The sequence below is a fragment of the Mycobacterium sp. 852002-40037_SCH5390672 genome (assembly GCF_001665875.1).
Lineage (GTDB): Bacteria > Actinomycetota > Actinomycetes > Mycobacteriales > Mycobacteriaceae > Mycobacterium.
Genome location: NZ_LZTA01000059.1, coordinates 47,772 through 69,386 on the forward strand (window position 1 = coordinate 47,772; position 21,615 = coordinate 69,386).

Consider the following 21,615-nt stretch of genomic DNA (forward strand, 5'->3'; position numbering starts at 1 on the left):
GCTACGAGAACAGCTGTGGATTCTCGGCGATGTATTGCGCGACGGTCAACGCGGGTCGGCCGGTGAGCTTTTCGACGTCATCGGTCGCGCGGTCGTATCGACCCGATCGGTGCAGCCGCGCCATCGTGGTGAGGTGTTGCTGAAGGTGTGCCGGCAGACCAAGGGGCTGGAGAATCTCCTCAACCCACGTATCGAGCGGGACGTCGGTGCCGGTGATCGACCGGTGTAATCCGAGGGCATATTGCGCGGCCAAACCATCAATGTCGAGACTTTCCGGACCGGTCAATTCATAGACGCGTCCGATGCGCTCGGCCGGATCCAACAGCACAGTTGAGACCACGCGTGCAACATCGCTGGCGGCGATGGGCGAAGTCCGGCCCGCACCGAATGGCAGCGCTAGAACGCTTCGCTCGCGCAGTGACGGAACCGCAAACAGCGTGAACATCGGATTGTCAAGAAAAGCCGTCGGTCTGATGTGCACTACCGGCACCCCGGACCAATTCAGCACATGCTCGGCCAGGAAGTGCAAGCGATGCTGACGAGACTCGCCGGTGCTCGTCAGTGTCATTTGCGAAACCGTCATCTGTGACATGTTCACGAACACCTCGAGGCGACCCAATTCCAACGCCGCATCACACACGACCACCGTGGCCTGCAGGTAGTCGGGCGAGACGCTCATGGAGAAGAACATGCGATCAACGCCGGTCATCGCGGCGACGACGTTCTGCGGATCGGTCAGATCACCGACCACCACCTCGGCGCCAAGGTCGCGCAGCGAGTCGGCTCGCTCGTCGTCGTGGTGCACCAGCGCGCGCACCCGACCACCGCGCCCGCACAGTTGCTCAACCACCAGCCGGCTCACCCCACCGGTGCCACCGCCGGCACCAGTGATCAGATACAGCGGACCTGTCACGATCGACGATCGCTACGCCTATAGGCCCTTGGGTGCATCGCGGACGGCCTGCACCGCCGCGGCGTCGCCGTCGAAATCGACCTGGGCCTGGCGTCCCACGCTGAAAAGGAGCAGCTCCTCGGGCGCCCCGGTCACCGTGACCGCCGGCCCCTGACCGGAAGTGAGCACCGTCTTGCCCTCTGAGGTACGCAACGCCACCCGGCCGGGCACCTTCGCGAGGGTGAGCCGGGCCATCAGCGGCAGGGTGCGACGCAACATCTTGCCCAGGGCGGGCTCCAGCGAGCGCGGCTGCCAGCCCGGCTGCGCGCGACGCACGTCCTCGTGGTGAATGAACATCTCGGCCACGTTGGCCACCGGGTCGAGCAGTTTGAGCGGGGAGTAGACCGGCGGGCCGGCGGAGAGCTTGCCGACCAGCTCGTCCCAATCGCTCTGCTCGGTCACCTGGTTTTGCACCTTGGCGGTATGGGAGGCGAAGAAGGGAATCACGATGCCGGGCGCTGCGTCGAGACGGTACTCACGGATCACCAGGTGGGCAGCCAGGTCGCGGGTCGTCCAGCCTTCACACAGGGTGGGTGCATCCGGACCGACGCCGCGCATGGTTTCCACGAGAGCGGCGCGTTCGCGTTGAGCAACAGACATGCGTTCAGGGTAAAGGCCGTCGCTCCCGAAGTGGACGGGTCCGCCCAACACCAATGGTCGGCGGCTCGGTAAATTTGAGTCCGTCACGGTCCTGTGAAAGGAGATGTAGGAGAACTCATGAACGCCCGCGTCGAGCAGTTGGAGTTTCAGGCAGAGGCTCGGCAACTGCTGGATCTGATGGTCCATTCCGTCTACTCCAACAAGGACTCGTTCCTGCGGGAGTTGATCTCCAACGCCTCCGACGCGTTGGACAAGCTGCGGCTTGAAGCGTTCCGGAACAAGGACCTGGACGTCGACACCTCCGACCTGCACATCGAGATCGACGTGGACAAGGATGCGCGCACCCTGACCATCCGCGACAACGGCATCGGTATGACGCGCGCCGAAGTGGTGGATCTGATCGGCACGCTGGCCAAGTCCGGCACCGCCGAGCTGCGCAAGGAACTGAGGGAGGCCAAGAACGCCGCGGCCTCAGAGGAACTCATCGGGCAGTTCGGTATCGGTTTCTATTCGAGCTTCATGGTCGCCGACAAGGTCGAACTGCTCACCCGCAAGGCCGGCGAGAGCGAGGCCACCAAATGGGAATCGAGCGGCGAGGGCACCTACACCATCGAATCGGTCGACGGCGCTCCGCAAGGAACGTCGGTCATCCTGCACCTCAAGCCCGAGGACGCCGAGGACGAACTGCACGACTACACCGCGGAGTTCAAGATCAGGAGCCTGGTCAAGAAATACTCCGACTTCATCGCCTGGCCCATCCGGATGGAGGTCGAGCGGCGGGAACCGGCTGCCCCGGACGAAGAGGGGGCGGGCGGTGAGGAAACCGTCGCAAAAGAGACCGAGACCCTCAACTCGATGAAGGCCTTGTGGGCCAGGCCCAAAGAAGAGGTCTCCGAGGAGGAGTACAAGGAGTTCTACAAGCACGTCGCGCACGCCTGGGACGACCCGCTCGAGGTCATCGCGATGAGGGCCGAGGGCACCTTCGAGTACCAGGCCTTGCTGTTCATCCCGTCGCACGCCCCGTTCGACCTGTTCAACCGGGACGGCCAGACTGGGATTCAGCTGTATGTCAAGCGCGTGTTCATCATGGGCGACTGCGAAGAGCTCATGCCCGAATACCTGCGCTTCGTCAAGGGCGTCGTTGACGCGCAGGACATGTCACTCAACGTGTCGCGCGAGATCCTGCAGCAGGATCGGCAGATCAAGGCCATCCGGCGTCGGTTGACCAAGAAGGTCCTGTCCACCATCAAGGATCTGCAGTCCGAGCGTCCGGAGGACTATCGCACCTTTTGGACCCAATTCGGCAGGGTCGTCAAGGAGGGCCTGCTGTCGGACTTCGACAACCAGGAGGCGCTGCTGCAGGTCTCCTCATTCGCCTCGACGCACAGCGAGGAGGAAGCCACCACGCTCGCCCAATACGTGGAGCGCATGAAGGAGGGCCAGTCGCAGATCTTCTACGCCACGGGGGAGTCGCGTCAGCAGATCCTGAAGTCGCCGCACCTCGAGGCGTTCAAAGCCAAGGGCTACGAGGTGCTCTTGCTCACCGACCCGGTCGACGAGGTCTGGGTGGGAACCGTCACCGAGTTCGACGGCAAGCCCCTGCAGTCGATCGCCAAGGGCGAGGTGGACCTCAGCTCCGAGGGCGACCAGAGCGAGGCCGAGCGCGAAGAGCAGCAGAAGGAATTCGCCGACCTGCTCACCTGGCTGAAGGACACCTTGACCGACCACGTCAAGGAAGTTCGGCTGTCCACCCGCCTGACGGACTCGCCCGCCTGCCTGATCACCGATGCCTTCGGAATCACGCCGGCGCTGGCCCGCATCTACCGGGCTTCCGGGCAGGACATTCCGGTGGGGAAGCGGATTCTCGAACTCAATCCCAACCATCCGCTCGTCACCGGCCTGCGCCAAGCGCACCAGGACCGAAGCGACGACCCTTCGGTCGCGGAGACCGCGGAATTGCTCTATGGCACAGCACTTCTCGCTGAAGGTGGGGTGCTCGACGATCCGGCGAGGTTTGCCGAGATCCTCGTCGACCGCCTGGCCCGCACGGTGTAGCCCAGTGTTTACCGGTAAATAGGCGATTTTTGGGATTGAAAACGCGCAGGCAGGGATAAATTAGATCCCATGCCTGAGTTTCGCGTTATCGACCCACGTGGCCGGGTCGTCGCGACGAAAAATTTTGCCCACGCCGAGGCCGCGCACGCCTGGTTCGTCAACTCGGTGGGCGGCAACACCGAACTGGGTTGGCGCATGGAGGTCAACGACGACGGACAATGGGCATTCTTCGATGACACCGAAGGCTTCACCGCCCCGGTGAGCCGGCGGCCAACGAAACGCTGAGAGCTGCTCTAAAAGCCTTGGTCGACATGCTCAGGTCGGCCGGTTTGGTGGTCGGCGTCGTCAGTCCCAGATCCCGTGATGAAATTCGCCGCAATGGAAGGTCGCTTGCCATCGCGAACATCGAGAACGCTGCGCGCCGCCGCGAGTTCGATCTGGCGGCGCACCTCGCGGACCGCCGAACCCAGGTGGGGAGTGAACACGGTGCGGTCGTGCGCGAGAAGTTCAGCGGGAATGTGTCGGGGCCGGTCTCGATCTGACCAGTCCTCAAAAGCGAACACATCGGCCGCATAGCCGCCCAGGTGGTCCGTCATTAGGGATCGGGCTACGGCATCTTCGTCCACCACCGACCCGCGGCCCACATTGACCAACAATGTCCCGCGGGGAAGTCGCCCCAACGCCGCCGGTCCGATGAGGTGGCGGGTGTGGTCGGTGAGCGGCGCCGTAACCACCACGGCGGTACTGTCCGTCAGCAGCGTCTCGAGCGGCACTGCTCGTGCTCCGAGCTCTTTCGCGCCGGCGACTGGTAGCGGCGTCGGGTCGGTATACAGCAATTGCGCGTCGAATGCTCGCAGTCGATGAGCGACCGCCTGCCCGACCGCCCCCATGCCCACGATCCCGATCTGCCTGCCGGCCAGTCCACCACCATAAAGTTCGGGCCGCCAGCCACGATGTTGCCCCGACCGGACGATGCTGTCGCCCGCGAGAAGGTGGCGGTCCAGCGCGATCAACAGGCCGACCGCGAGATCGGCAGTCGCGCCGGTGAGCAGGTCTTCGACATAGCTCACCCAGATGCCACGCGCCGTGCACGCGTCGACGTCGATGTTGTCGTAACCCTTGAGCGCGCCGGCCACTATCCGCAGCCGAGGACTGTGTTGTAGTAACTCCTCGTCGATGTGGTCGGGCATGAACACCACCAGCGCGTCAGCATCGCGGCATCTGCTGAGCAATTCGTCTCGCGTGGGACTGTTGGATGTCTGATTGGCCGAGACTTCGCACGATTGGCCCAACAGGTCAAGCACGTCGGCGTGAACCCGATGGGTGATGACGACCCGAAAGGGCTGCGGGTGAGTCGTATTCATACGAACCGGCTTCGTAACCAGCCGCTCAGGCTATCCACGACGGTGACTGTTGCCAAGATGACCAGCATGATCGCGCAAACCTGCCGGTACTCGAGGACCCGCAGCGCGGCCATGAGTTGGAAGCCAATGCCGCCGGCGCCGACCAGTCCGAGCACGGTCGAGGCCCGAAAGTTGTACTCCCAGCGGTAGATTGACACGTCCGCTAATTGCGGCAGCACTTGCGGCAGAAACCCGTGCGCGATGACCTGGGCCGGACGCGCTCCTACCGCGCGTGCGGCTTCAACCGGGGCGGGGCTGACGTGTTCGATGGCTTCGGCATAGAACTTGCCCACCATGCCTACCGAGTGCAGCCCTAGCGCCAGCACCCCGGGCAATGCCCCGAAGCCGACGGCGGCCACGAATACGATCCCCATGATGAGTTCAGGTATCGCGCGAAGGCCATTCAGCATCGTTCGGGCGAGGTGGTACACCAGCGGGTGCGGCGTCGTGTTGCGGGCGGCAGCGAGTCCAAGCGGAAATGACAGGACAATCGCGATGAAGGTTCCTGCCACGCTCATTGCCATCGTGTCCAGCAGCGGCGCGAGCCAGGAACCGGCGCGGCTGAAGTCCGGGGGCCACATCTCACCGATCAGCGAAAACACCGCCGGGACCCCGTCGTTCAGCCGGCGAGCGTCCAGAAGTCCGGTATAGGCGCAGCAGCCGAGCACGGCCGCGACTACCGCCACAACAACGAGGATGAAACGGACACGTCGGCGTAGCTCAAGGCGCACGATGGCCGCATACTCGGCGTTCACGACCTCGGGGTTCAGCCGAGCGCGCCGCGCTGCAACCGTCATCGGCTGAGTGAATTGAGGTCAAGCCCCAGCTGTGTGCTCAGCTGCCTAACCGCGTCGTAGTCCGCATCCGTCACCGGCGCAAAGGCGACTGCCTTGAACGGCTTGAGCACCGCGGGATCCTGAAGGGCCAGAAAGGCGTTCGCGATGGAGGTCTTGAGCGCCGGGTCCAGATCGCTTCGCATCGTCCAGGGGTAGTTCGGGTATGGCTTCGACTCGGCGACGACCCTCACCTTGGCCGCATCTATCGTGCCCTTTTGCACCAAGGTCTCGAAGATCGGTTTGCTGATGCCTCCGCCCGCGGCGTTGCCGTTCTGCACCGCTAAAGCGACCGCGTCGTGAGCGCCGACGAACTGCTCCTGGTAGTTCTGCCCGGCCCGCAATCCCTGGTCTGCCAGCATCGATTTCGGGATGAGGTGGCTTGAGGTGCTGGCCGGGTCCCCGTAGGCCATCGTTTTGCCCTTCAGGTCGGCAATTGTGTTGATGCCCTGGCTGACATTGCCGATCACCAGCGCGTGGTACACCGGCGGCCCACCGCGCTCCTCGACGACGGCGGCAAAGGGTTCGATGCCGGGGTCTTTCGATCTTGCGAGGACATAGGACAACGGGCCGAAGTATGCCAGCTCCAGTCGTCCGTGCCGCATGGCCTCGATCATCGACGAGTAGTCCGTGGTGACCACCAATTCGATTTGCTTACCGAGTTTCGATTCCAGGTAATTCTTCAGCGGTTGGTTGTTCTGGATCACTGTGTTGGCATTTTCGTCGGGCAGCAACGCAACTCGCAGTAACGACGGATTAGGCGCCGTCTGGCTGTGGGAGCTTCCACAAGCGGCGAGGACGATCGCAAGCAGTGCGGTTATCAAGATGCGCGCGGCCTTCATCAGGATTCCTTTGTCGTCGGAGCTGTCGGGGAGTTGTCGGTATGGCGATAGATCCGGTCGATCTGGGTCGAGTCGATCTCGCTGGGCGGTGCGTCGGCGATCAGGCGGCCGGCGGACAGCCCGACTATGCGATCGGCGAAGCGTCGCGCGAGCTCCACCTGGTGCAGACTGACCACGGCGGTGATGCCGTCCTGTTGGCAGATGTCGCGGAGCATGCTCAAGACGCTGATGGCGGTTTCCGGGTCGAGGCTGGCCACCGGCTCGTCCGCGAGGACGATGTCGGGTTGCTGGGTCAGCGCACGGGCGATACCTACCCGCTGTTGCTCGCCGCCGCTGAGCCGATCCGCGCGAACCATGGCTTTCGTCAACAGTCCGACGCGATCGAGAGCCGCCAGCGCGCGGTACGTCTCAGTGCGATTTGTCCGCCAAAACCCCTGCAGGACACCGGTTGACGCCATGCATCCGAGCAGGGCATTGCGCAACGCGGTGTGACGACCGATCAGCTGATGTTGTTGAAAAATCATGCCGGTACGCCGCCGATGTGCACGAATACTCGAGCTGCTGTTAAGAGGGCCGATGCCGGCCACTTCAATGTGTCCGCTGGTCGGGGTGACCAAATGATTCATACACCGCAGCAGGGTCGATTTGCCGGCCCCTGACGGGCCGAGCAAGACGGTGAAGCTGCCCGCCGGGAATCCGATAGTCAGCGGGTGCAACGCGATGGTGGCCTCGTAACGCACACTCACGTCGTATAGCTGGATCACCGTCCTCCAAGACCCCGATCGAGCGCGCTGATATTGGCACCGAACCCGGCGACGTGCCTACGCTACTTGACGAGTGCGGCTCGAAACACCCTCTTGTCAAAAGACTTTCGAACGGACGAGAAGTTAGTATCTGTACGCCGAGCGCCCCGATGTTGTTCATGCAGTGATCGTTTGGGGGTCGGTTGGCGTATACCTCTGGACGGTAGATTCCGGCGCCTTTGCGCGGGATACGACGCAGTCGACGCGGGGGCCCGACGTACGCTCCCACCATGCACGTCGACGCGATGACGATTCCCCAGCCGCTCGGCCACATCGGTGAGCTTGCCCGGCGGACACAATCCGCCGGGTTCTCCGGTTTGTTGTTCACCGAGACCGGCCGCACCGCATACCTGAACGCCGCCGTGGCGTCGCAGGCCGCGCCCGATCTCGAATTGTCGACGGGCGTCGCAGTGGCCTTTCCGCGCAGTCCCTTCGTCACGGCCGCCGCGGCGTGGGAACTGCAGGAGGCAACGAAAGGGAAGTTCCGGCTGGGCCTGGGAACGCAGGTGCGCACCCACGTGGTGCGACGTTACGGCACGGCCTTCGAGCGGCCCGGACCCCGGCTACGCGACTACTTACTCGCCGTGAAGGCGTGTTTCGCGGCTTTCCGGTCCGGGACCCTCGACCACCACGGCGACTTTTACGATCTCGACTTCATCACCCCGCAGTGGAGCCCGGGACCCATCGACGCTCCCGATCCCAAAGTCGATATCGCAGCGGTCAATCCGTGGATGCTGCGGATGGCGGGCGAAGTGGCAGACGGGGTTCACGTCCATCCGATCGGTGAACCGGGCTACCTGGCCCGCCACGTCCTACCGACGGTCGGCGAAGGGGCGGCGAAAGCGGGTCGTTCAGCGTCGGACCTCGCGATCATCGTGCCCGTCATGACGGTCGTCGGCGACAGTGATGAAGAGCGTGACAAGCAGCGCGAAATCGTGCGCGCCAGCATGGCCTTCTACGGCAGCACGCCCAACTACGCGTTCATCTGGGATGAGGCGGGTTTCGAAGGCACGACCGCCCGGATAAGGGAGAAGCAGAAGGCCGGAGACTTCGCCGGCATGGCCGCCCAGGTCAGCGATGATCACATCGCGGTTTTCGCCACCGAGTCGACCTGGGAGGGGTTGGCCGATGCGCTGACCGAGAAATACGCCGGGACCGCAACGCGGTTGGTGCTGTACAACTCCGTTGCCGATCAGGAGCGCTTCGAGCGGTACGGCGAGGTTGCCCGCCGGATACAAGCGGTCAGCGGCTGAGCTGGACGGCTTTGACCACCAGAAGCAACGCCCCGACAACCAAATAGGCGCGCAGGGCGATCATCGCGAGTCGGGTCCCGGCCGACCAGGTGACCGGTTCGAGCAGTGCCAGCGGCGGCATGCGCCAGGTGCTGCGATCGACGCCGCGGGCCGGAAGCTGGGGCTGGGGTCGCGAAGGCTGCCGGCGAGCCAGCAAGCGCAGCACCGGTGCCGCGGCCGCCGCGAGGATGACCAGGGTCAGCGTCAGGTAGCCCGCGACCGCGACGACATCGAGGTCCGGAAACAGCGTGGTAGCCATCAGGATCCCCGACAGCAGTAGCAGGACGCCGACGATCAGCCCGGCGGCCCAGTTGAGCCAGGCCCGATTGACCCAGGGCCCCAACACTTCTCGGTCGTTGCACAGCAGCAGCAGAAACACGCTGGCGCTGGGCAACAATAGGCCGGCGAGGGCCTGAACGGCGGTGGTGATCAACCCGAGCGGGGCGCCGGGAATCAGCACGATCGCCGCGGCCAGCGCCACCATCGCGGTATAGGACAGGTAGAACTGTTTGGCGTCGGCGAAGCCGCGGTGCAGCGAGTGCTTCAGTCCGAACACGTCGCCGAAGGCGTAGCTGGTGGCCAGAGTCACCGCCGCGGCCCCGATGATCGAGGCGTCCATCAGCACGATGGCGAAGATCGAGCCGAGTACCGGGCGGTGCTCGCCCAGCAGATGCGCCGTAGCACCGGCGTCGGTGAAGCCGCCAATGGTGTTGGTGGAGCGGGCCGCCCATTCGCCGGTCATCATCAGCGCGGCCGCGCCGACCACCACCACGAAGGCGCCCAGCACCGTGTCCGCGCGTTCGTAGCCCATGAACCGGGGCGTGATGCGCTTGTCGACGACGTTGGACTGCTGAAAAAACAGCTGCCACGGTGCCACGGTGGTGCCGACGATGGCGATGATCAGCAGCACCGCATCCGAGCTGATCCCACCCGAAATGCCAGGCACGACAAATGACTTCGCCGCATGTCCCCATTGCGGGTGTGACATGAGCAGCATCGGGATCTGCAGCAGCGTGACGGCGATGAAAACGAACATGGCCCGCTCCCATCGACGGAAGCTGCCGCTGGCCATGATCGCCACCAACGCCACCGCCGAGATCGGTACCACAACGTATTTGGAGACGCCGATATATTCGGCGGCCAGGCTGATGCCGATGAACTCGGTGACGATCGTCAAGAAGTTGAGCAGGAACAGGTCGCCGACCGAAAACCAGCCCCAGCCGCGGCCGAAGCGTTCGTTGATCAGCCGGGCGTGTCCAACCCCGGTGACCGCGCCGAGCCGGACCACCATTTCCTGGTTGACGATGAGCACGGGGATCAGCAGCAGCAGCACCCACAGCAGTGAGTAGCCGTAGTTCTGGCCGGCTTGGGCGTAGGTGGCAACCCCGCCCGCATCGTTGTCGCCGACCATCACGATGATTCCCGGTCCGACGATCGCGAGCAGGGTCAGCAGCCGGGTCCGCCAGGTTCGGGCATGCTCGGCTTCCCCGACGCTGATGCGCCCGAACGCGCCCTCGATATCGCCCAGGTGCGCGCTGTCGAGCACCGCGGTGCGCCGTGTTTGCGTCGGCTCGGAGCGCTGAACTTCCTGCGCGTCGGACCGGGTGGTGTTCTCCCCGCCGGAGCTCACTGGGCGCTACCTGTGCCCGGCGGCGCGTCACGGTCGTCGGCGGCGGTGATTTCGCGGATGGGGCGCGGTGCGGGTTCCCGGCGGCGCCAGTCTTCGGGAATGGTCGCCTCCAGCACGTCGTCGACGGTCACCACCCCGAGTAGGCGGTCCTGCTCGTCCACGACGGGGATGGAGTAGAGATTGAAATCGGCCATCAGCAGGGCGATGTCCGTCAGATCCGCGTCGGCGTTGACCCGCACGGGGTCTGAATCCATCAGGGCAGCAAGGGTTTCAGCGGGATCGACCTGCAAAAGGGTGATCACCGAAACGACGCCGTCAAGACGTTTGTCCTCGTCGAGGACGTGCACCTTGATGAGGGCTTCCGGTTGTATGCTGCGCGATTCGGCGATCAGCGCCAATGCCTCGCCCGCGGTGGCGGTGGCCGAACATGTCACAGAGTCGACATTCATCAGCCCGCCGGCGCTTTCGGGATTGAATCCCATCAAGGTGATGACTTTGGTGCGTTGTGGCGCGGGCATCAGCTCGAGCACGCGCCGGCGCCGCGACTGGCGCAGGTCGGCGATCGCGTCGGCGGCATCGTCGGCGCGCATCCGGCCCAGCAGCGCGGCGACCTCGTTGTCCGGCATGCCGTTGAGCAGCCGGCTGGCCTTCTCCGGGTCCAGCTCTTCGAAGACGTCGGCTTCCAATTCCGGGTCGCTGTGCACCCGGTCGAGAATCTCGCCGCCCTCGGCTTTGTCCGCTTCCTCGAGAAGATCGGCGATCTCGGCGGCCTTGAGGTCGCCGAATCGGTCCGACAGACGCCGGACGGCATCGGAGCGGGCGTGGCCGATCAGCGGCTCGAACGCCTTCCAATCGCGAGCCGCGTGCCCGCCCGAATGCTTGATCAGCCCGAACAATCGCGGTGGACGGCGGGTGTCCAGGCGGGTCACCATCCAGCCCTCGCCGGTCTGTTCCAGCTCCACGTCGTAGGCGCGCACCAGCTCGACAGTGGCCACGTCGATCAACCGATGGCCCAACACGTCGGTGCGTAACAGCACCTCACCCTCGCGGCGTTCGAACCCCCGAAGGTCAACCTTGTTCTTGGTCAACAGAACTCGGTCCACGGAGTATGCCTCAATGGATTTGTCGCCGATGAAGACCCGGCGTCCGCCGACCCCCGCCACGATCCCGGCCACCAGCGGATACTCCTCGGCTCCTCGCAGCCGCACGATCACGTCCTCGACCCGCCCGACCGTTTCGCCGGAGCGCGCCAGCACTGGCGCGCGCAACAACTGCGAGAGGTGGATGACCGGCTGCCCGGCGCGCGGCTTGGACGCCTTTTCCGATGTGCCCACGTATCCCTCCTCAAGGCGGTGCGACGACCGAACCCGCGGACAACCTACCTCGAAACCAGGAATGCGATGCCGTGTACGGCTTCAAATCGGATCCACGGGTGGCACAAGCATGGTCGTGTGAGCGCCTCGGCGGCCAGAGCATACGCGCCCGTTGCAGCGGGCGACTACGGCCAATAGGTAAACAGCAGAAGGCGATTGGGATTCCGCGCCGCGCGACAGTTGTTACTTGTCGACTTTTCCAGCGATCTGGTTGGCAATGCTGACGCCGAGGTTCCCGACATCCTTGCGGCACGCGTCGATATCGATGACGACGTTGCTGCGGACGGTCAGCGCCCGCTGGCAGGGCATGGTTACGCTCGCGCCGTTCGACGTGATCGTCAGGGTCACCGGAGTGCTCAAAACCCCGTTGGCATTGGACACCTGGCCCACCTTCCACTGAAGTTCCGGTTTACCGTCGGCGGCGGGAACGGTGTCCTGGCGGTTGGCGCAGGCGGGCCAGCGCTGGGCCGACGTCGCGAAGAACGCGCTCGCCTGCTCGGGGGACGGGAACAGCACCACAAATTGGTATACGTCAGGGCTTTCCAATTGGTCTGCCCCCGAGGGCGCCGGCGCCTGGTCGTGGTAGCCGTATACCGCGGTGCTTCCGCTGTCGGCATAGACGGACGCCAAGGCCGCGTGAGTGGTGTATCTGCATTCGGCGGGAAAGGTGTAATCCTCGCGCTTGACCGGGTCTTCCACCAACTTGGTGATCGGCGGGTCGCTCGAGGTTCCCGTGACCCCCAGCACGGTGTCGATATCGTTCGGCGAGAGCATCAGATCGGGCAGCGCGGCTTGCGCCAGGGGAGTCTTCGGCGAAGCCGTGGTGGTGGTGGTCGACGACGAGGCGGTGCCGCCCGCATTGTCACCGGCGCACCCGGCTATCAGTATTCCGGCGGCGGCAACGGCAACTGCCGCGGTCAGCTGGCTCCTCATGCGCAAGGAGCATACGACAGCAGGGAGATGGCGCACCGCGAATTTGCTGTATATGTGGCTGCACCCAGGCTCTGACGGCAGCGATCGGCCGTTGTGACCACCGCGCACCGGGTCGGTTCACGTCTGAGCTGACGTCAGGCCTTCTCCGTTGTGCGAGAGGGATTCTCGTCAGGTGAGGGCGCATAGCTGGCCTGGCTGTAGGCCAGCGCCACCGTCGCCGCCCCCATCAGCGCTACCGATAAACCCAAGGCCACCCAGCCTAGGTCGTTGGTCTGCAGCGTCTCACCCAGCACGGTGACACCGAGCACTGATCCGACGATGGGCTCGGCGACGGTGACCGCCGGGAGCGACGCTGTGAGCGGGCCGGCCCGAAACGCCGACTGCTCCCAGGCGGTGGCCGCAATCGCCACCATCACCCACACGTACAACTCGGGTGCGCGCAACAAGGCCGGGATGCCGCGGTCGAGTTGGTCGACCACGCCCTTGGTCAACACCGAAAACAGTCCCCACAGCGAGCCGGACATCAGGCCCAGCAACAATGCGCCCACCGAACCCGGGAACATCCGCGCGCCGATCACACACAGGACCAACGCCGGACCCAGGACCAGCGCCACGATGGTCCATGTGTGAACCGACCCGCGCGGGGCCCCCTGCTGAGGGTCGCCGACCGTCACCACCACCGCGACCGCGGCGGCAAGCAGAACCGCCCAGATCCCTTGCCGGCGGGTGATTCTACGACGCTTCACCCTCGCGCTGATAAGCAAGGCGAACAGCAACGACGTCACCAACAGCGCCTGCACCAGCACCACCGAGCCCAGGCCCAGAGCCGCGGCCTGAAAACCGAACCCGGCCCCGGCCACCAGGGTGCCCGTCCACCATTGCCTGTCGCGCAGCAGCCGGCGAAACAGGGCGAACGTGCCGACCGGTTTATCGGTGACTTGCTGAGCGGACCGCTGCTGGACGACGTCTCCGGCACCGACCATCAGGGCGGCCGCCACCGCGAGCAACGCGGCGATGCCTGTCCTGCTCACACCCCTCTCCTATGCGCCTGGCTGGCCATTCCGCTTGTGACGCAAACGGTTTGCTTCAATTCGTGTGTCGCTACGAGGCGGGTGCGGCTACCATCCGAGCCGGCCGCGGCGCAGCCAAGCCCCGGCCTACGCAGCGTCAGCTGTTGCGCCGAATCTTGAGCGCGGTGGTGATCATGGGAATCTGCAGCGGCAGCCGCGCCAGGGCGACGATGCGCATCGGCCACGGCTTGCTCCACCACAACCGGCACATGTTGACGTTGCCCGGAAAGACCCCGACGAACAGCGCCACGGCGGCCAGCGCGGCGGGCCGCCGGGTGCGCCGCGGCACCAGCAGAGCCCCGATCGTCAGCTCGGCCGCACCCGACCCGTAGGTGTATAGCCGCGGGGTTCCCGGCAGCTCGACCGGAATGATGGAGTCGAATGGTTTGGGCGCAACGAAGTGCAGGGTGCCGATGCCGAGCAGCATCGCCGCGACACGGTAGGCGAGTTGCTGGGTGGCATCATGGCCGGCCAGGGGTCTGATTGTCATGAAGACATTGTGCCCATTGCGGCCACTGCTTACGTGCGGTCGGCGTCGGTATAGGCGTCCTGTTGGCGCCGCGTGTACTAACCGCTTAATTGTTAGCGCGGTCACAGAGCGGCCCCACCGAACTTAGACCAATACTATTGTCGATACAGTATTTGAAACGATTCGCCGCGACTGACCGCCGCCAGACCCTTTGAGGTTGAGAACATGGGTACACCTGTAATTGTCGGAGCTGTCCGGACGGCGATCGGCCGTTCGTTCAAGGGGACGCTCGTCAACACCCCGCCCGAGACGCTGATCACCGCAGTGCTGCCCGAGGTGGTGCGCCGCTCCGGTGTCGATCCGTCCGCCATCGATGACATCATTTTTGCCGAATCGCATTACGGCGGTGGCGATCTCGCACGGTACGCGGCGACCGCGACCGGCCTGGAGCACGTTCCCGGACAGTCGGTCAACCGGCACTGCGCGGGCAGCCTCACCGCCATCGGCAACGCCGCGGCGCAGATCGGCTCCGGCATGGAGCGCGTGCTCATCGCCGGCGGTGTGCAGTCGCTGTCGATGACCCCGCTGACCAACTGGCGGATCCCGGGTCCCGAGCTGAAGTTCGAGGAGCGCTGGATGCCGCCGACGCACGTCGAGACGCCGGATGCGCCCGCCAAGGACATGTCCATCACCGTGGGCTGGAACACCGCGCAGTCCGTCGGCATCACCCGCGAGGAGATGGACGCCTGGGCCGCCCGCTCGCATGAGCGCGCCATCGCGGCCATGGACGCCGGCAAGTTCGTCGATGAGATCCTGCCGCTGAAGATCGCCCAGGTGGACGGCTCGATCACCGAGTTCGCTGTGGACGAGCATCCGCGTCGCGACACCACCGTCGAGAAGCTCGCCGGCCTGAAGGTGCTGCACCCCGAGATCGAGGGCTTCTCGATCACGGCGGGTAACAGCAGTGGCACCAACGACGCCGCGGCCGCGGTCGCGCTGGTCGACAGCGACTACGCGCAGGCCGAGAAGCTCAACGTGATGGGCACGGTACGGGCCTGGGCCGCCGCCGGCGTACCGCCCAGGGACTGTGGTCTAGGTGCCGTCAAGGTCATCGGCAAGGTGCTGCAGCGGGCCGGTCTGTCGCCCGGCGACGTGGCGCTGTGGGAGATCAACGAGGCGTTCGCGTCCGTGCCGATCGCCGCGTGCCGGGAATACGGCATCGACGAGGAGAAGGTGAACTTCTCCGGCAGCGGCTGCAGCCTCGGTCACCCGATCGCGGCTTCCGGTGCGCGCATGGTGACCACGTTGGCCTACGAGCTGGCCCGCCGCGGCGGCGGTATCGGCGTCGCGGCGATGTGTGCCGGCGGCGGCCAGGGCGGCGCCGTCGTCATCGAGGTCTAAGCGACGCCTCGGTCGCGGCAACACCGGCTAGTTGCAGAACGTGTAGCCGATGAATTGCGTGCCGCGCGTGTCGCCGCTCGAGTAGTTGGCAAAGTGCACGGCCGGCTCGCCGTGGTACTGGGTGTTCATTTTCTGCACGTTCGGTGGGGGGGCGCCCTTGGGGAAGGCCAGGATCATGTCGGCGAAAATCTCCAAGCCCACCTGGCAGATGGCCTCGCGCCGCGGCGGCTGCGGATTCCACGCGTGCACTTCGACCGGCTCGGTCAGCTGAGATCCCGCCGCACAATTGGGATCGCAGAGCTTGAACAGCGCCGTGCCGGTTCCGTCGGCGCCCTGCGGGCCCCAGGAAGTCCACGACATGTCCTGCAGCGCAACGGCGACACTGGCGCAGCCCAAAACGTTGAGCTTCTTCGGGCGCGGGACCGGCGGAACGGACGGGTTGTAGCAGCCCGGGATGGCGAAGCTTTCCGGCGCTGACGGAGACGGTTGGGCGCTGGGCGCCGTCGCGCTTTGATGGCCCCGGCTCAGCTGCACGCCCACCACGACGAGGATCCCGACCAGCACGACCGCCGTCACAATGCCGACCGCGATCAAACGCCCCCGCGAGGTGTGCCGCAACCGCCTCGATAAAGGGACGTTGGCGTTGCCGCTCACGCTCACCAGATTACGGGTGGAACTTTTCCGTCGGGGTGGTGCCCGCCGGCGGACGTGACAAGGTAAAGTTGGTCATCGCTACCAACATATCGAGGATTCTGTGGAGTTGCCGATGAATGACCATGATCTGGCCGCACGGTTGGCCACTGAGGCGGGTCGGCTATTGCTCGGGGTTCGAGAAGAGTTCGCCGACGCGGACGCGAGTGATCGGAAGGCGGCCGGGGACAAGCGATCCCACGACTTGTTGATGGAGGCGCTCACCGCCGAGCGGCCCGGAGATGCGGTGCTGTCCGAAGAGGGCGCCGATGACCCGGTGCGATTGCGCTCGGACCGCGTCTGGATCGTCGATCCGCTGGATGGCACGAGGGAATTTTCCGAGCTGGGACGCGACGACTGGGCGGTGCACGTCGCACTCTGGCAGGACGGTGAGTTGGTCGCCGGTGCCGTGGCGCTGCCGGCCCAGGGCATTACGCTGGCCACCCCCGACGTTGCTTGGCCTCCGGCCGCGCCGGGTAAACCGCGCATCGTGGTATCGCGCACCCGTCCACCCGCCGTCGCTCTGAACGTGAAGGATGCGCTGGACGGAGTCCTGGTGGAGATGGGTTCCGCCGGAGCCAAGGTTGCCTCGATCGTCCAAGGGTTGTCCGATGTGTACGTGCATGCCGGCGGCCAATTCGAGTGGGACTCCGCCGCGCCCGTAGCGGTGGCACGAGCCGCGGGGTTGCACACCTCGCGCATCGACGGGTCCACTCTGGCGTACAACCAGTCCGACCCAAAGCTGCCGGATCTCCTGGTCTGCCGTCCTGAATTAGCGGAAGCCGTACTCGCGGTTACGCGCTGACTCTCCGCCCGGTGGCGCCAACCGGCGGGCTTGTCGGTCTGTGTGTGCCGCCGCATGAGGCCTTGACTCATCCTCATGAGGCGGCGACAACCAGATATTACATCATTTGCAACACTGTATAATTCATTTGAGTAAATGAGTTAGATTCACGGATCATGTTGGGTGGGTTCGGCATCCGCAGAATGTCGCTTTGTCGTTCATCTATGAACGCGAAGTCGATCATCGCGATCTGTTTCGATCAGGGCGCGACTCGTATCCGGTGGCGTCATCACAACGGGCCCGATCCAGTGTCGGAGCATGGCCCGTAACTCGATCGTGGTGCGCGACTGGGACGGAACCAGGACCAAAGACTGAATGAGGCGAAGCAAGTACTCGACCAGATCGTCGAAGTCGTCACCCCGATAACCCAAAGCGGCCCAGTCGATTCCGGTGTGCTCCAACAGTAATCGCGATCGCGCGATCGCTTCGCCCATCACCATCTGCTGGCTCATGAAACGTGTTCGGTCGGTTTCCAGCAGCGTCATCAACAGAGGTTCGTGGGGCAGCCGCTCGACGAGGTAGGCCACCGCCTCGACGAGCAGATCCACCGCGTTGTCGATGCCCGACGTCAGATCGGCGATGCGGGCCGTCCACCCGCCCAGGGCGACATCACCGGCCGCCGTCACGAGTTCGTCGATGGTGTCGAAATAGCGATACACCGTGGGGCGGGTGACACCGAGGTCACCGGCGATGACGGAAAGGCTGGTTCCCTGCGGGCCCCTGCGTTCCATGCTCCGGATTGCCGCGTCGACGATGCGCTTGCGCGCCTCTTCGTCGTCGACCGGAGGCGCGCCGCCCCACCCTTTTCTGCCCATCGATAAAAACCCCACCCGTTCAATGCTCAGCCGCCCAATCATACAACGAGTCGAGCATTGTCAAATCGGCTTGCTGCCGTCGATCGAGATTCAGTCTCATCGGTCGGGTGGTCGCCAGCTGCGGCCGTAAGGCCTCCAACCACTCGTCGCCGACGACATGGGTGGATCCCATCACGAGGTCCACTTGCCCACCGCCGGTAGACATCTCGCGCGCCCGCTAAGCCGGTTCGACGCCCTACTCTCAGAGCCAGGCCTGCTGCCATGACTGGATGCGTTCGGCCAGTTCGGGTCCGCGGTCCTCCTGGATGAAGTGGCTGGCGTTGATGCGGGCGTGCGGCTGACCCGCAGCGCCGGGGATGTGCTTGATGAGGGCGCTGTCCGCCCGTCCGAGGATGGGATCGCGTGCTCCGAAAATGGCGAGGAACGGCTTTTCCCAGCGGCCGAGGGCATCCCAGGCTTTCCTGTTGGCCGGAATCGCCGGATCGGCGGGCGAGGTGGGCACCAACCGAGGAAACGCCCGGGCCCCGGCTTGATACGTCTTGTCGGGGAAGGGCGCGTCGTAGCCGGCCCGGACTTTCGCCGGCACCCGACGAACTGTCCCCGCGCCGACGATGCGGCCCGCGGGCAGCACGGGGGAGTAGCGCGCGAAGGCACGCCAGGCGTAGAAGGCGGGTGCGGTGCGCCGTTGCGCCGTGGGCAGGAAACCGTTGGCCACCACCAGCCGCGCGATGCGATCGGACTGCTCGGCGGCGATGCGCAGTCCGATCAGCGAGCCCCAGTCCTGCACGAACAGCGTGACGTCTCTGAGGTTGAGGTGCTCGAACCACGAGATCACCCATTCCACATGCCGCTGATAGGTGTAGTCCTCCACCCGGCTGGGCTTGTCCGAACGGCCGAAACCGATCAGATCGGGCGCAAGCACGCGGTTCCCGGCGTCGGTCAGCGGCGGGATCATCGTGCGGTAGAGGTAGCTCCACGTGGGCTCGCCGTGCAGCAGAACGATCGGCGACCCTTCGATCGTCCCTTCGTCGAGGTAGTGCATGCGAAGGGGCCGGGTGTCGCTTGCGGTTACGTCGAGGTAGTGCCCAATGAACGGGTAGCCTTCCAAGTTTTCGAAACGGGAGTCCGGGGTTCGCAGCACATGCATTTCAGCTCCTCCGGTGAACCGCCACCTCTGCTAGCCTCTCTCGCCGGCGCGAGTTCGTCTAGTAGGAGATTCATTGAGCTGGGCCCCAAGGGCTACTAAACTCACTTGTTCATGGCAATTCGGCGCGCGGTTCTGCTCATAGCCGACATCGGCGGGTACACGCATTACATGCAGTGGAACCGGACGCACCTTGCCCATGCCCAGCTGACGGTTGCCGCCCTGTTGGAGTCGGTCATCAACGCGGGCAAGGGTTTGAAGTTGGCGAAACTCGAGGGTGACGCCGCGTTCTTCTGGGCGCCGGACACCGAGGCCAAAGTGGTCGTGTGCGACCGTCTGTCACGGATGCGCGCGTCGTTCCTGGAGCGGCGCGAGCGAATGAGTAATGACATCGCCTGCCAGTGTGCGAGTTGTGAACAGCTGGACAAGCTGTCGCTCAAGTTCGTCGTACACGTGGGCGAGGTGGCCGATCAGAAGGTGAAGCGCCACGCCGAGCTGGCCGGCTTCGATGTCATCCTGGTGCACCGAATGCTGAAAAATACGGTGCCGGTTGCTGAATACGTGCTGATGACCGATCCCGTCGCGGCATGCCTCGACGAGCAGATGCGCGAGCTGTGCTTGCCGCTGGTGCACGTCTTCGATGGAATCGGCGAAACGTCCACGCACTACATCGACCTCGCGGGGTTGCAGGTTCCCGTCGCGGCGCCAAAGCGCAGCTTTTTGCGCCGGCTCGGCGGAACGATGAAGTTCGAGTTCGACACCCTGCCTTTCACTCTCGGCATGAAGGAGCCTGCCCAAGGATTCCGCAACCTGGGCCGTGGGGCCGAGGAAATCTCTGCGTAGCCGAAAACCGCTGTGCTAGAAGCGGTCCCACTATCGATCGTCGGCCAGGGCCCGGCCCATTCGCGACACGGCCTCGCTGAGAATGGCTCGCGAGGTGGCGAAGTTCAATCGCACATGTCCGGCTCCGCCGGTTCCGAATACGTGCCCGGAACTGAGCGCCACCCGCGCGTGATCGAGAAACCAGCGGGCGGGCCCGGACAGGTCGGCAACCACCGCAAGGCCATCGGCCACTTCTTCGTCGAAGCCGAGTTCCCGGCAATCCAGCCACGCGAGGTAAGTCCCTTGCGGCCATTGATATTTCACTCCGGGAAGGTACTCGGCGATTAATTCGCCCAGCAATGTCCGGTTCTCGTCCAGGCCGCGCAGGGTCGCGTCGAGCCAGTCGCTACCGCTGCGAAACGCCTCGGCGTGAGCGATGACGCCGAGGTGACTGGGGCCGTGACTGACCTCCTCCGGCATCCGGTTCAGGTCGGCGGCCGCCTCCGGTCCGGCGATGGCCAGCGCAGCTTTCAAGCCGGACAGGTTCCAGGCCTTCGACGCCGAGGTCAGGGCGAAGGCGTTCTCGGCGCCGGGGACGGTGAGGAAGGGGGTGAAGCGCGATCCCGGCAGGATGACCGGGGCGTGAATCTCGTCGGACACCACTCGCACGCCGAATCGGCGGGCAAGCTCAGCGACCCCGCGGAGCTCGTCGGTGGTGTGCACCGATCCGGTCGGGTTATGCGGATTGCACAGCAGATAGGCGGCCTTCGCGTCTTTACCGGCCCCCGCGCGGGCCTGAACGAAGGCATTCTCCAAGGTGTTGAGGTCAATTCGCCCATCGCGCAGCGGCGCCTCGATCACCCGGCGGCCGTCGTGCGTCACGAAAGCGTAGAACGGCGCGTACACCGGCGGGTTGACGATGACGGCGTCACCGCGATCGGTGAGCAGGCGCAACACCTCGACGACACCGAGCATGACGTCGGGGACGAGCGCAGTGCGGGTCACTTCCAGGTCATGCCACTGCCAGCGCTGCACCGCGAACTGGCTGACCGCTTCCGCCAGCGCGGTGCCGCAGGGATATCCGGTGTCGCCGTCGTCGATGGCCTTGCACAGCGCCTCGGCCACCGTCGGTGCCAGCTTGACGTCCATCTCGGCGACCCACAGCGGCAGGACGTCGGCGGGATGCGCGGCCCATTTCATGCTTGTGCGCAGCCGCAGCTGCTGCAGGGTGAGTTCCTCGAGTGGATTAACCGTCACGCCCGCAGAGTAACGGGCGCGACCTACCCGCCGACAAACGCTTTTTGCGGGATCGTCAACGGAAGGTCGACCGAACTCAGCAATCCCGGCTGGGCGGCAACGACATACGGCACGGCATTGACGACGCGCATCGCGGTGGCGACCATGGCTCCCGCACCGGAGGTCATCCCGCCGATCCCGGCCTTGCCGGGATCCTTCAGCGTCGCCGCCAGGGTGCAGTCGATGTCCGGATCGCCGGAAATCATGACGCGATAGGACAGGTCGCCTATACCGGTGGGCCAGTCCGGGGCGACATCGTGCGCGAGTCGGGTGACGTGCTCGATGACGATGGCTTCCCGACCGTCGACCACTCCGATCGCCTGCATCCGCAGCGCGCCGCATGTGCCG

The 21,615-nt window shown here is 64.9% G+C and carries 21 protein-coding genes and 1 pseudogene; 6 read left to right on the forward strand and 16 right to left on the reverse strand.

The window, feature by feature from the left end; translation table 11 throughout:
• Position 1 precedes the first annotated feature (1 nt).
• Together A5782_RS09580 and A5782_RS09585 are read right to left on the reverse strand one after the other, a co-directional pair.
• Entirely contained in the window at positions 2-913 is a 912-nt protein-coding gene (locus A5782_RS09580) for an NAD(P)H-binding protein (protein WP_067098538.1), read from the reverse strand.
• Positions 914-931: 18 nt separating this feature from the next.
• The gene (locus A5782_RS09585; protein ID WP_067098542.1) at positions 932-1,552 is read right to left on the reverse strand and encodes a TIGR03085 family metal-binding protein; all 621 of its coding nucleotides are present in this window, start codon (positions 1,550-1,552) and stop codon (positions 932-934) included.
• Between the two features lie 117 nt (positions 1,553-1,669).
• Between A5782_RS09585 and htpG the strand changes: the two genes are divergently transcribed.
• Positions 1,670-3,607 carry a molecular chaperone HtpG gene (htpG, locus tag A5782_RS09590; protein WP_067098546.1) on the forward strand — a complete coding sequence of 646 codons (1,938 nt, stop codon included), beginning with the start codon at positions 1,670-1,672 and terminating at the stop codon, positions 3,605-3,607.
• A 69-nt stretch (positions 3,608-3,676) separates the two neighbouring features.
• A complete protein-coding gene (locus A5782_RS09595; protein ID WP_067098549.1) occupies positions 3,677-3,892 on the forward strand; it encodes a hypothetical protein in 216 nt (71 codons plus the stop codon).
• An 8-nt stretch (positions 3,893-3,900) separates the two neighbouring features.
• Here the strand turns inward: A5782_RS09595 and A5782_RS09600 are convergent, their stop codons facing one another.
• The 4 genes from A5782_RS09600 to phnC are packed head-to-tail and all read right to left on the reverse strand — an operon-like array spanning position 3,901 to position 7,449.
• Positions 3,901-4,971 (reverse strand): phosphonate dehydrogenase, encoded by a 1,071-nt coding sequence (locus A5782_RS09600; RefSeq protein ID WP_067098552.1) that lies wholly within the window; start codon positions 4,969-4,971, stop codon positions 3,901-3,903.
• Positions 4,968-5,807, reverse strand: coding sequence for a phosphonate ABC transporter, permease protein PhnE (gene phnE / locus A5782_RS09605; RefSeq protein ID WP_082942855.1), 840 nt, complete (start codon positions 5,805-5,807; stop codon positions 4,968-4,970). The genes A5782_RS09600 and phnE overlap by 4 nt, the downstream gene beginning before the upstream one ends.
• On the reverse strand, positions 5,804-6,685 hold the full coding sequence (gene phnD, locus A5782_RS09610) for a phosphate/phosphite/phosphonate ABC transporter substrate-binding protein (RefSeq protein ID WP_067098556.1): 882 nt from the start codon (positions 6,683-6,685) through the stop codon (positions 5,804-5,806). Before phnD ends, phnE begins: the two co-directional genes overlap by 4 nt.
• Positions 6,685-7,449 (reverse strand): phosphonate ABC transporter ATP-binding protein, encoded by a 765-nt coding sequence (gene phnC / locus A5782_RS09615; protein WP_067098558.1) that lies wholly within the window; start codon positions 7,447-7,449, stop codon positions 6,685-6,687. Before phnC ends, phnD begins: the two co-directional genes overlap by 1 nt.
• 269 nt (positions 7,450-7,718) lie before the next feature.
• Between phnC and A5782_RS09620 the strand changes: the two genes are divergently transcribed.
• Positions 7,719-8,741: a TIGR03617 family F420-dependent LLM class oxidoreductase gene (locus A5782_RS09620; protein ID WP_067098561.1), complete on the forward strand. Its 1,023-nt coding sequence runs from the start codon at positions 7,719-7,721 to the stop codon at positions 8,739-8,741.
• Here A5782_RS09620 and A5782_RS09625 read toward each other — a convergent pair.
• The 5 genes from A5782_RS09625 to A5782_RS09645 all read right to left on the reverse strand — a co-directional run bounded on the left by A5782_RS09625 (position 8,731) and on the right by A5782_RS09645 (position 14,276).
• Positions 8,731-10,410, reverse strand: a complete 1,680-nt coding sequence (locus tag A5782_RS09625) for an NRAMP family divalent metal transporter (RefSeq protein WP_067098564.1) — start codon at positions 10,408-10,410, stop codon at positions 8,731-8,733. The two genes, A5782_RS09620 and A5782_RS09625, sit on opposite strands and share 11 nt — an antisense overlap.
• Positions 10,407-11,744 carry a magnesium transporter MgtE N-terminal domain-containing protein gene (locus A5782_RS09630; RefSeq protein ID WP_067098568.1) on the reverse strand — a complete coding sequence of 446 codons (1,338 nt, stop codon included), beginning with the start codon at positions 11,742-11,744 and terminating at the stop codon, positions 10,407-10,409. Before A5782_RS09630 ends, A5782_RS09625 begins: the two co-directional genes overlap by 4 nt.
• Before the next feature lie 222 nt (positions 11,745-11,966).
• Complete coding sequence (locus tag A5782_RS09635; protein WP_067098570.1) at positions 11,967-12,716, reverse strand: sensor domain-containing protein; 750 nt, start codon at positions 12,714-12,716, stop codon at positions 11,967-11,969.
• Between the two features lie 134 nt (positions 12,717-12,850).
• The gene (locus A5782_RS09640; protein ID WP_067098573.1) at positions 12,851-13,747 is read right to left on the reverse strand and encodes a DMT family transporter; all 897 of its coding nucleotides are present in this window, start codon (positions 13,745-13,747) and stop codon (positions 12,851-12,853) included.
• Positions 13,748-13,883: 136 nt separating this feature from the next.
• Positions 13,884-14,276, reverse strand: a complete 393-nt coding sequence (locus A5782_RS09645) for a hypothetical protein (protein WP_067098575.1) — start codon at positions 14,274-14,276, stop codon at positions 13,884-13,886.
• Between the two features lie 204 nt (positions 14,277-14,480).
• Here A5782_RS09645 and A5782_RS09650 point away from each other — a divergent pair, with 204 nt between their 5' ends.
• The gene (locus A5782_RS09650; RefSeq protein ID WP_067098578.1) at positions 14,481-15,656 is read left to right on the forward strand and encodes a thiolase family protein; all 1,176 of its coding nucleotides are present in this window, start codon (positions 14,481-14,483) and stop codon (positions 15,654-15,656) included.
• 27 nt (positions 15,657-15,683) lie between these two features.
• On the opposite strand, the gene A5782_RS09655 is transcribed toward A5782_RS09650, so the two are convergent.
• The gene (locus tag A5782_RS09655) at positions 15,684-16,250 is read right to left on the reverse strand and encodes a hypothetical protein (RefSeq protein ID WP_067098581.1); all 567 of its coding nucleotides are present in this window, start codon (positions 16,248-16,250) and stop codon (positions 15,684-15,686) included.
• Between the two features lie 172 nt (positions 16,251-16,422).
• Here A5782_RS09655 and A5782_RS09660 point away from each other — a divergent pair, with 172 nt between their 5' ends.
• Entirely contained in the window at positions 16,423-17,151 is a 729-nt protein-coding gene (locus tag A5782_RS09660; RefSeq protein ID WP_067098584.1) for a 3'(2'),5'-bisphosphate nucleotidase CysQ, read from the forward strand.
• 197 nt (positions 17,152-17,348) lie between these two features.
• On the opposite strand, the gene A5782_RS09665 is transcribed toward A5782_RS09660, so the two are convergent.
• Positions 17,349-18,005 (reverse strand): TetR/AcrR family transcriptional regulator, encoded by a 657-nt coding sequence (locus A5782_RS09665; protein WP_067098588.1) that lies wholly within the window; start codon positions 18,003-18,005, stop codon positions 17,349-17,351.
• Between the two features lie 241 nt (positions 18,006-18,246).
• Complete coding sequence (locus tag A5782_RS09675; RefSeq protein ID WP_067098596.1) at positions 18,247-19,152, reverse strand: haloalkane dehalogenase; 906 nt, start codon at positions 19,150-19,152, stop codon at positions 18,247-18,249.
• Positions 19,153-19,263: 111 nt separating this feature from the next.
• On the opposite strand from A5782_RS09675, the gene A5782_RS09680 reads away from it, so the two are divergent.
• Entirely contained in the window at positions 19,264-19,992 is a 729-nt protein-coding gene (locus A5782_RS09680; protein ID WP_067098600.1) for a DUF2652 domain-containing protein, read from the forward strand.
• A 30-nt stretch (positions 19,993-20,022) separates the two neighbouring features.
• Here A5782_RS09680 and A5782_RS09685 read toward each other — a convergent pair whose 3' ends face one another.
• Both A5782_RS09685 and A5782_RS09690 read right to left on the reverse strand, forming a co-directional pair.
• Complete coding sequence (locus A5782_RS09685) at positions 20,023-21,228, reverse strand: MalY/PatB family protein (protein ID WP_067098604.1); 1,206 nt, start codon at positions 21,226-21,228, stop codon at positions 20,023-20,025.
• 23 nt (positions 21,229-21,251) lie between these two features.
• Positions 21,252-21,615 (reverse strand): annotated as a pseudogene (locus A5782_RS09690) (dihydrodipicolinate reductase); the annotation flags it as partial.

Excerpts from the sequence above, each read along its gene's own strand:
- A5782_RS09585 (WP_067098542.1), bottom strand. The coding sequence starts at position 1,552 with ATGTCTGTTGCTCAACGCGAACGCGCCGCTCTCGTGGAAACCATGCGC.
- htpG (WP_067098546.1), top strand. The coding sequence starts at position 1,670 with ATGAACGCCCGCGTCGAGCAGTTGGAGTTTCAGGCAGAGGCTCGGCAA.
- A5782_RS09595 (WP_067098549.1), top strand. The coding sequence starts at position 3,677 with ATGCCTGAGTTTCGCGTTATCGACCCACGTGGCCGGGTCGTCGCGACG.
- A5782_RS09600 (WP_067098552.1), bottom strand. The coding sequence starts at position 4,971 with ATGAATACGACTCACCCGCAGCCCTTTCGGGTCGTCATCACCCATCGG.
- phnE (WP_082942855.1), bottom strand. The coding sequence starts at position 5,807 with ATGACGGTTGCAGCGCGGCGCGCTCGGCTGAACCCCGAGGTCGTGAAC.
- phnD (WP_067098556.1), bottom strand. The coding sequence starts at position 6,685 with ATGAAGGCCGCGCGCATCTTGATAACCGCACTGCTTGCGATCGTCCTC.
- A5782_RS09620 (WP_067098561.1), top strand. The coding sequence starts at position 7,719 with ATGCACGTCGACGCGATGACGATTCCCCAGCCGCTCGGCCACATCGGT.
- A5782_RS09635 (WP_067098570.1), bottom strand. The coding sequence starts at position 12,716 with ATGAGGAGCCAGCTGACCGCGGCAGTTGCCGTTGCCGCCGCCGGAATA.
- A5782_RS09645 (WP_067098575.1), bottom strand. The coding sequence starts at position 14,276 with ATGACAATCAGACCCCTGGCCGGCCATGATGCCACCCAGCAACTCGCC.
- A5782_RS09650 (WP_067098578.1), top strand. The coding sequence starts at position 14,481 with ATGGGTACACCTGTAATTGTCGGAGCTGTCCGGACGGCGATCGGCCGT.
- A5782_RS09660 (WP_067098584.1), top strand. The coding sequence starts at position 16,423 with ATGAATGACCATGATCTGGCCGCACGGTTGGCCACTGAGGCGGGTCGG.
- A5782_RS09665 (WP_067098588.1), bottom strand. The coding sequence starts at position 18,005 with ATGGGCAGAAAAGGGTGGGGCGGCGCGCCTCCGGTCGACGACGAAGAG.
- A5782_RS09675 (WP_067098596.1), bottom strand. The coding sequence starts at position 19,152 with ATGCATGTGCTGCGAACCCCGGACTCCCGTTTCGAAAACTTGGAAGGC.
- A5782_RS09680 (WP_067098600.1), top strand. The coding sequence starts at position 19,264 with ATGGCAATTCGGCGCGCGGTTCTGCTCATAGCCGACATCGGCGGGTAC.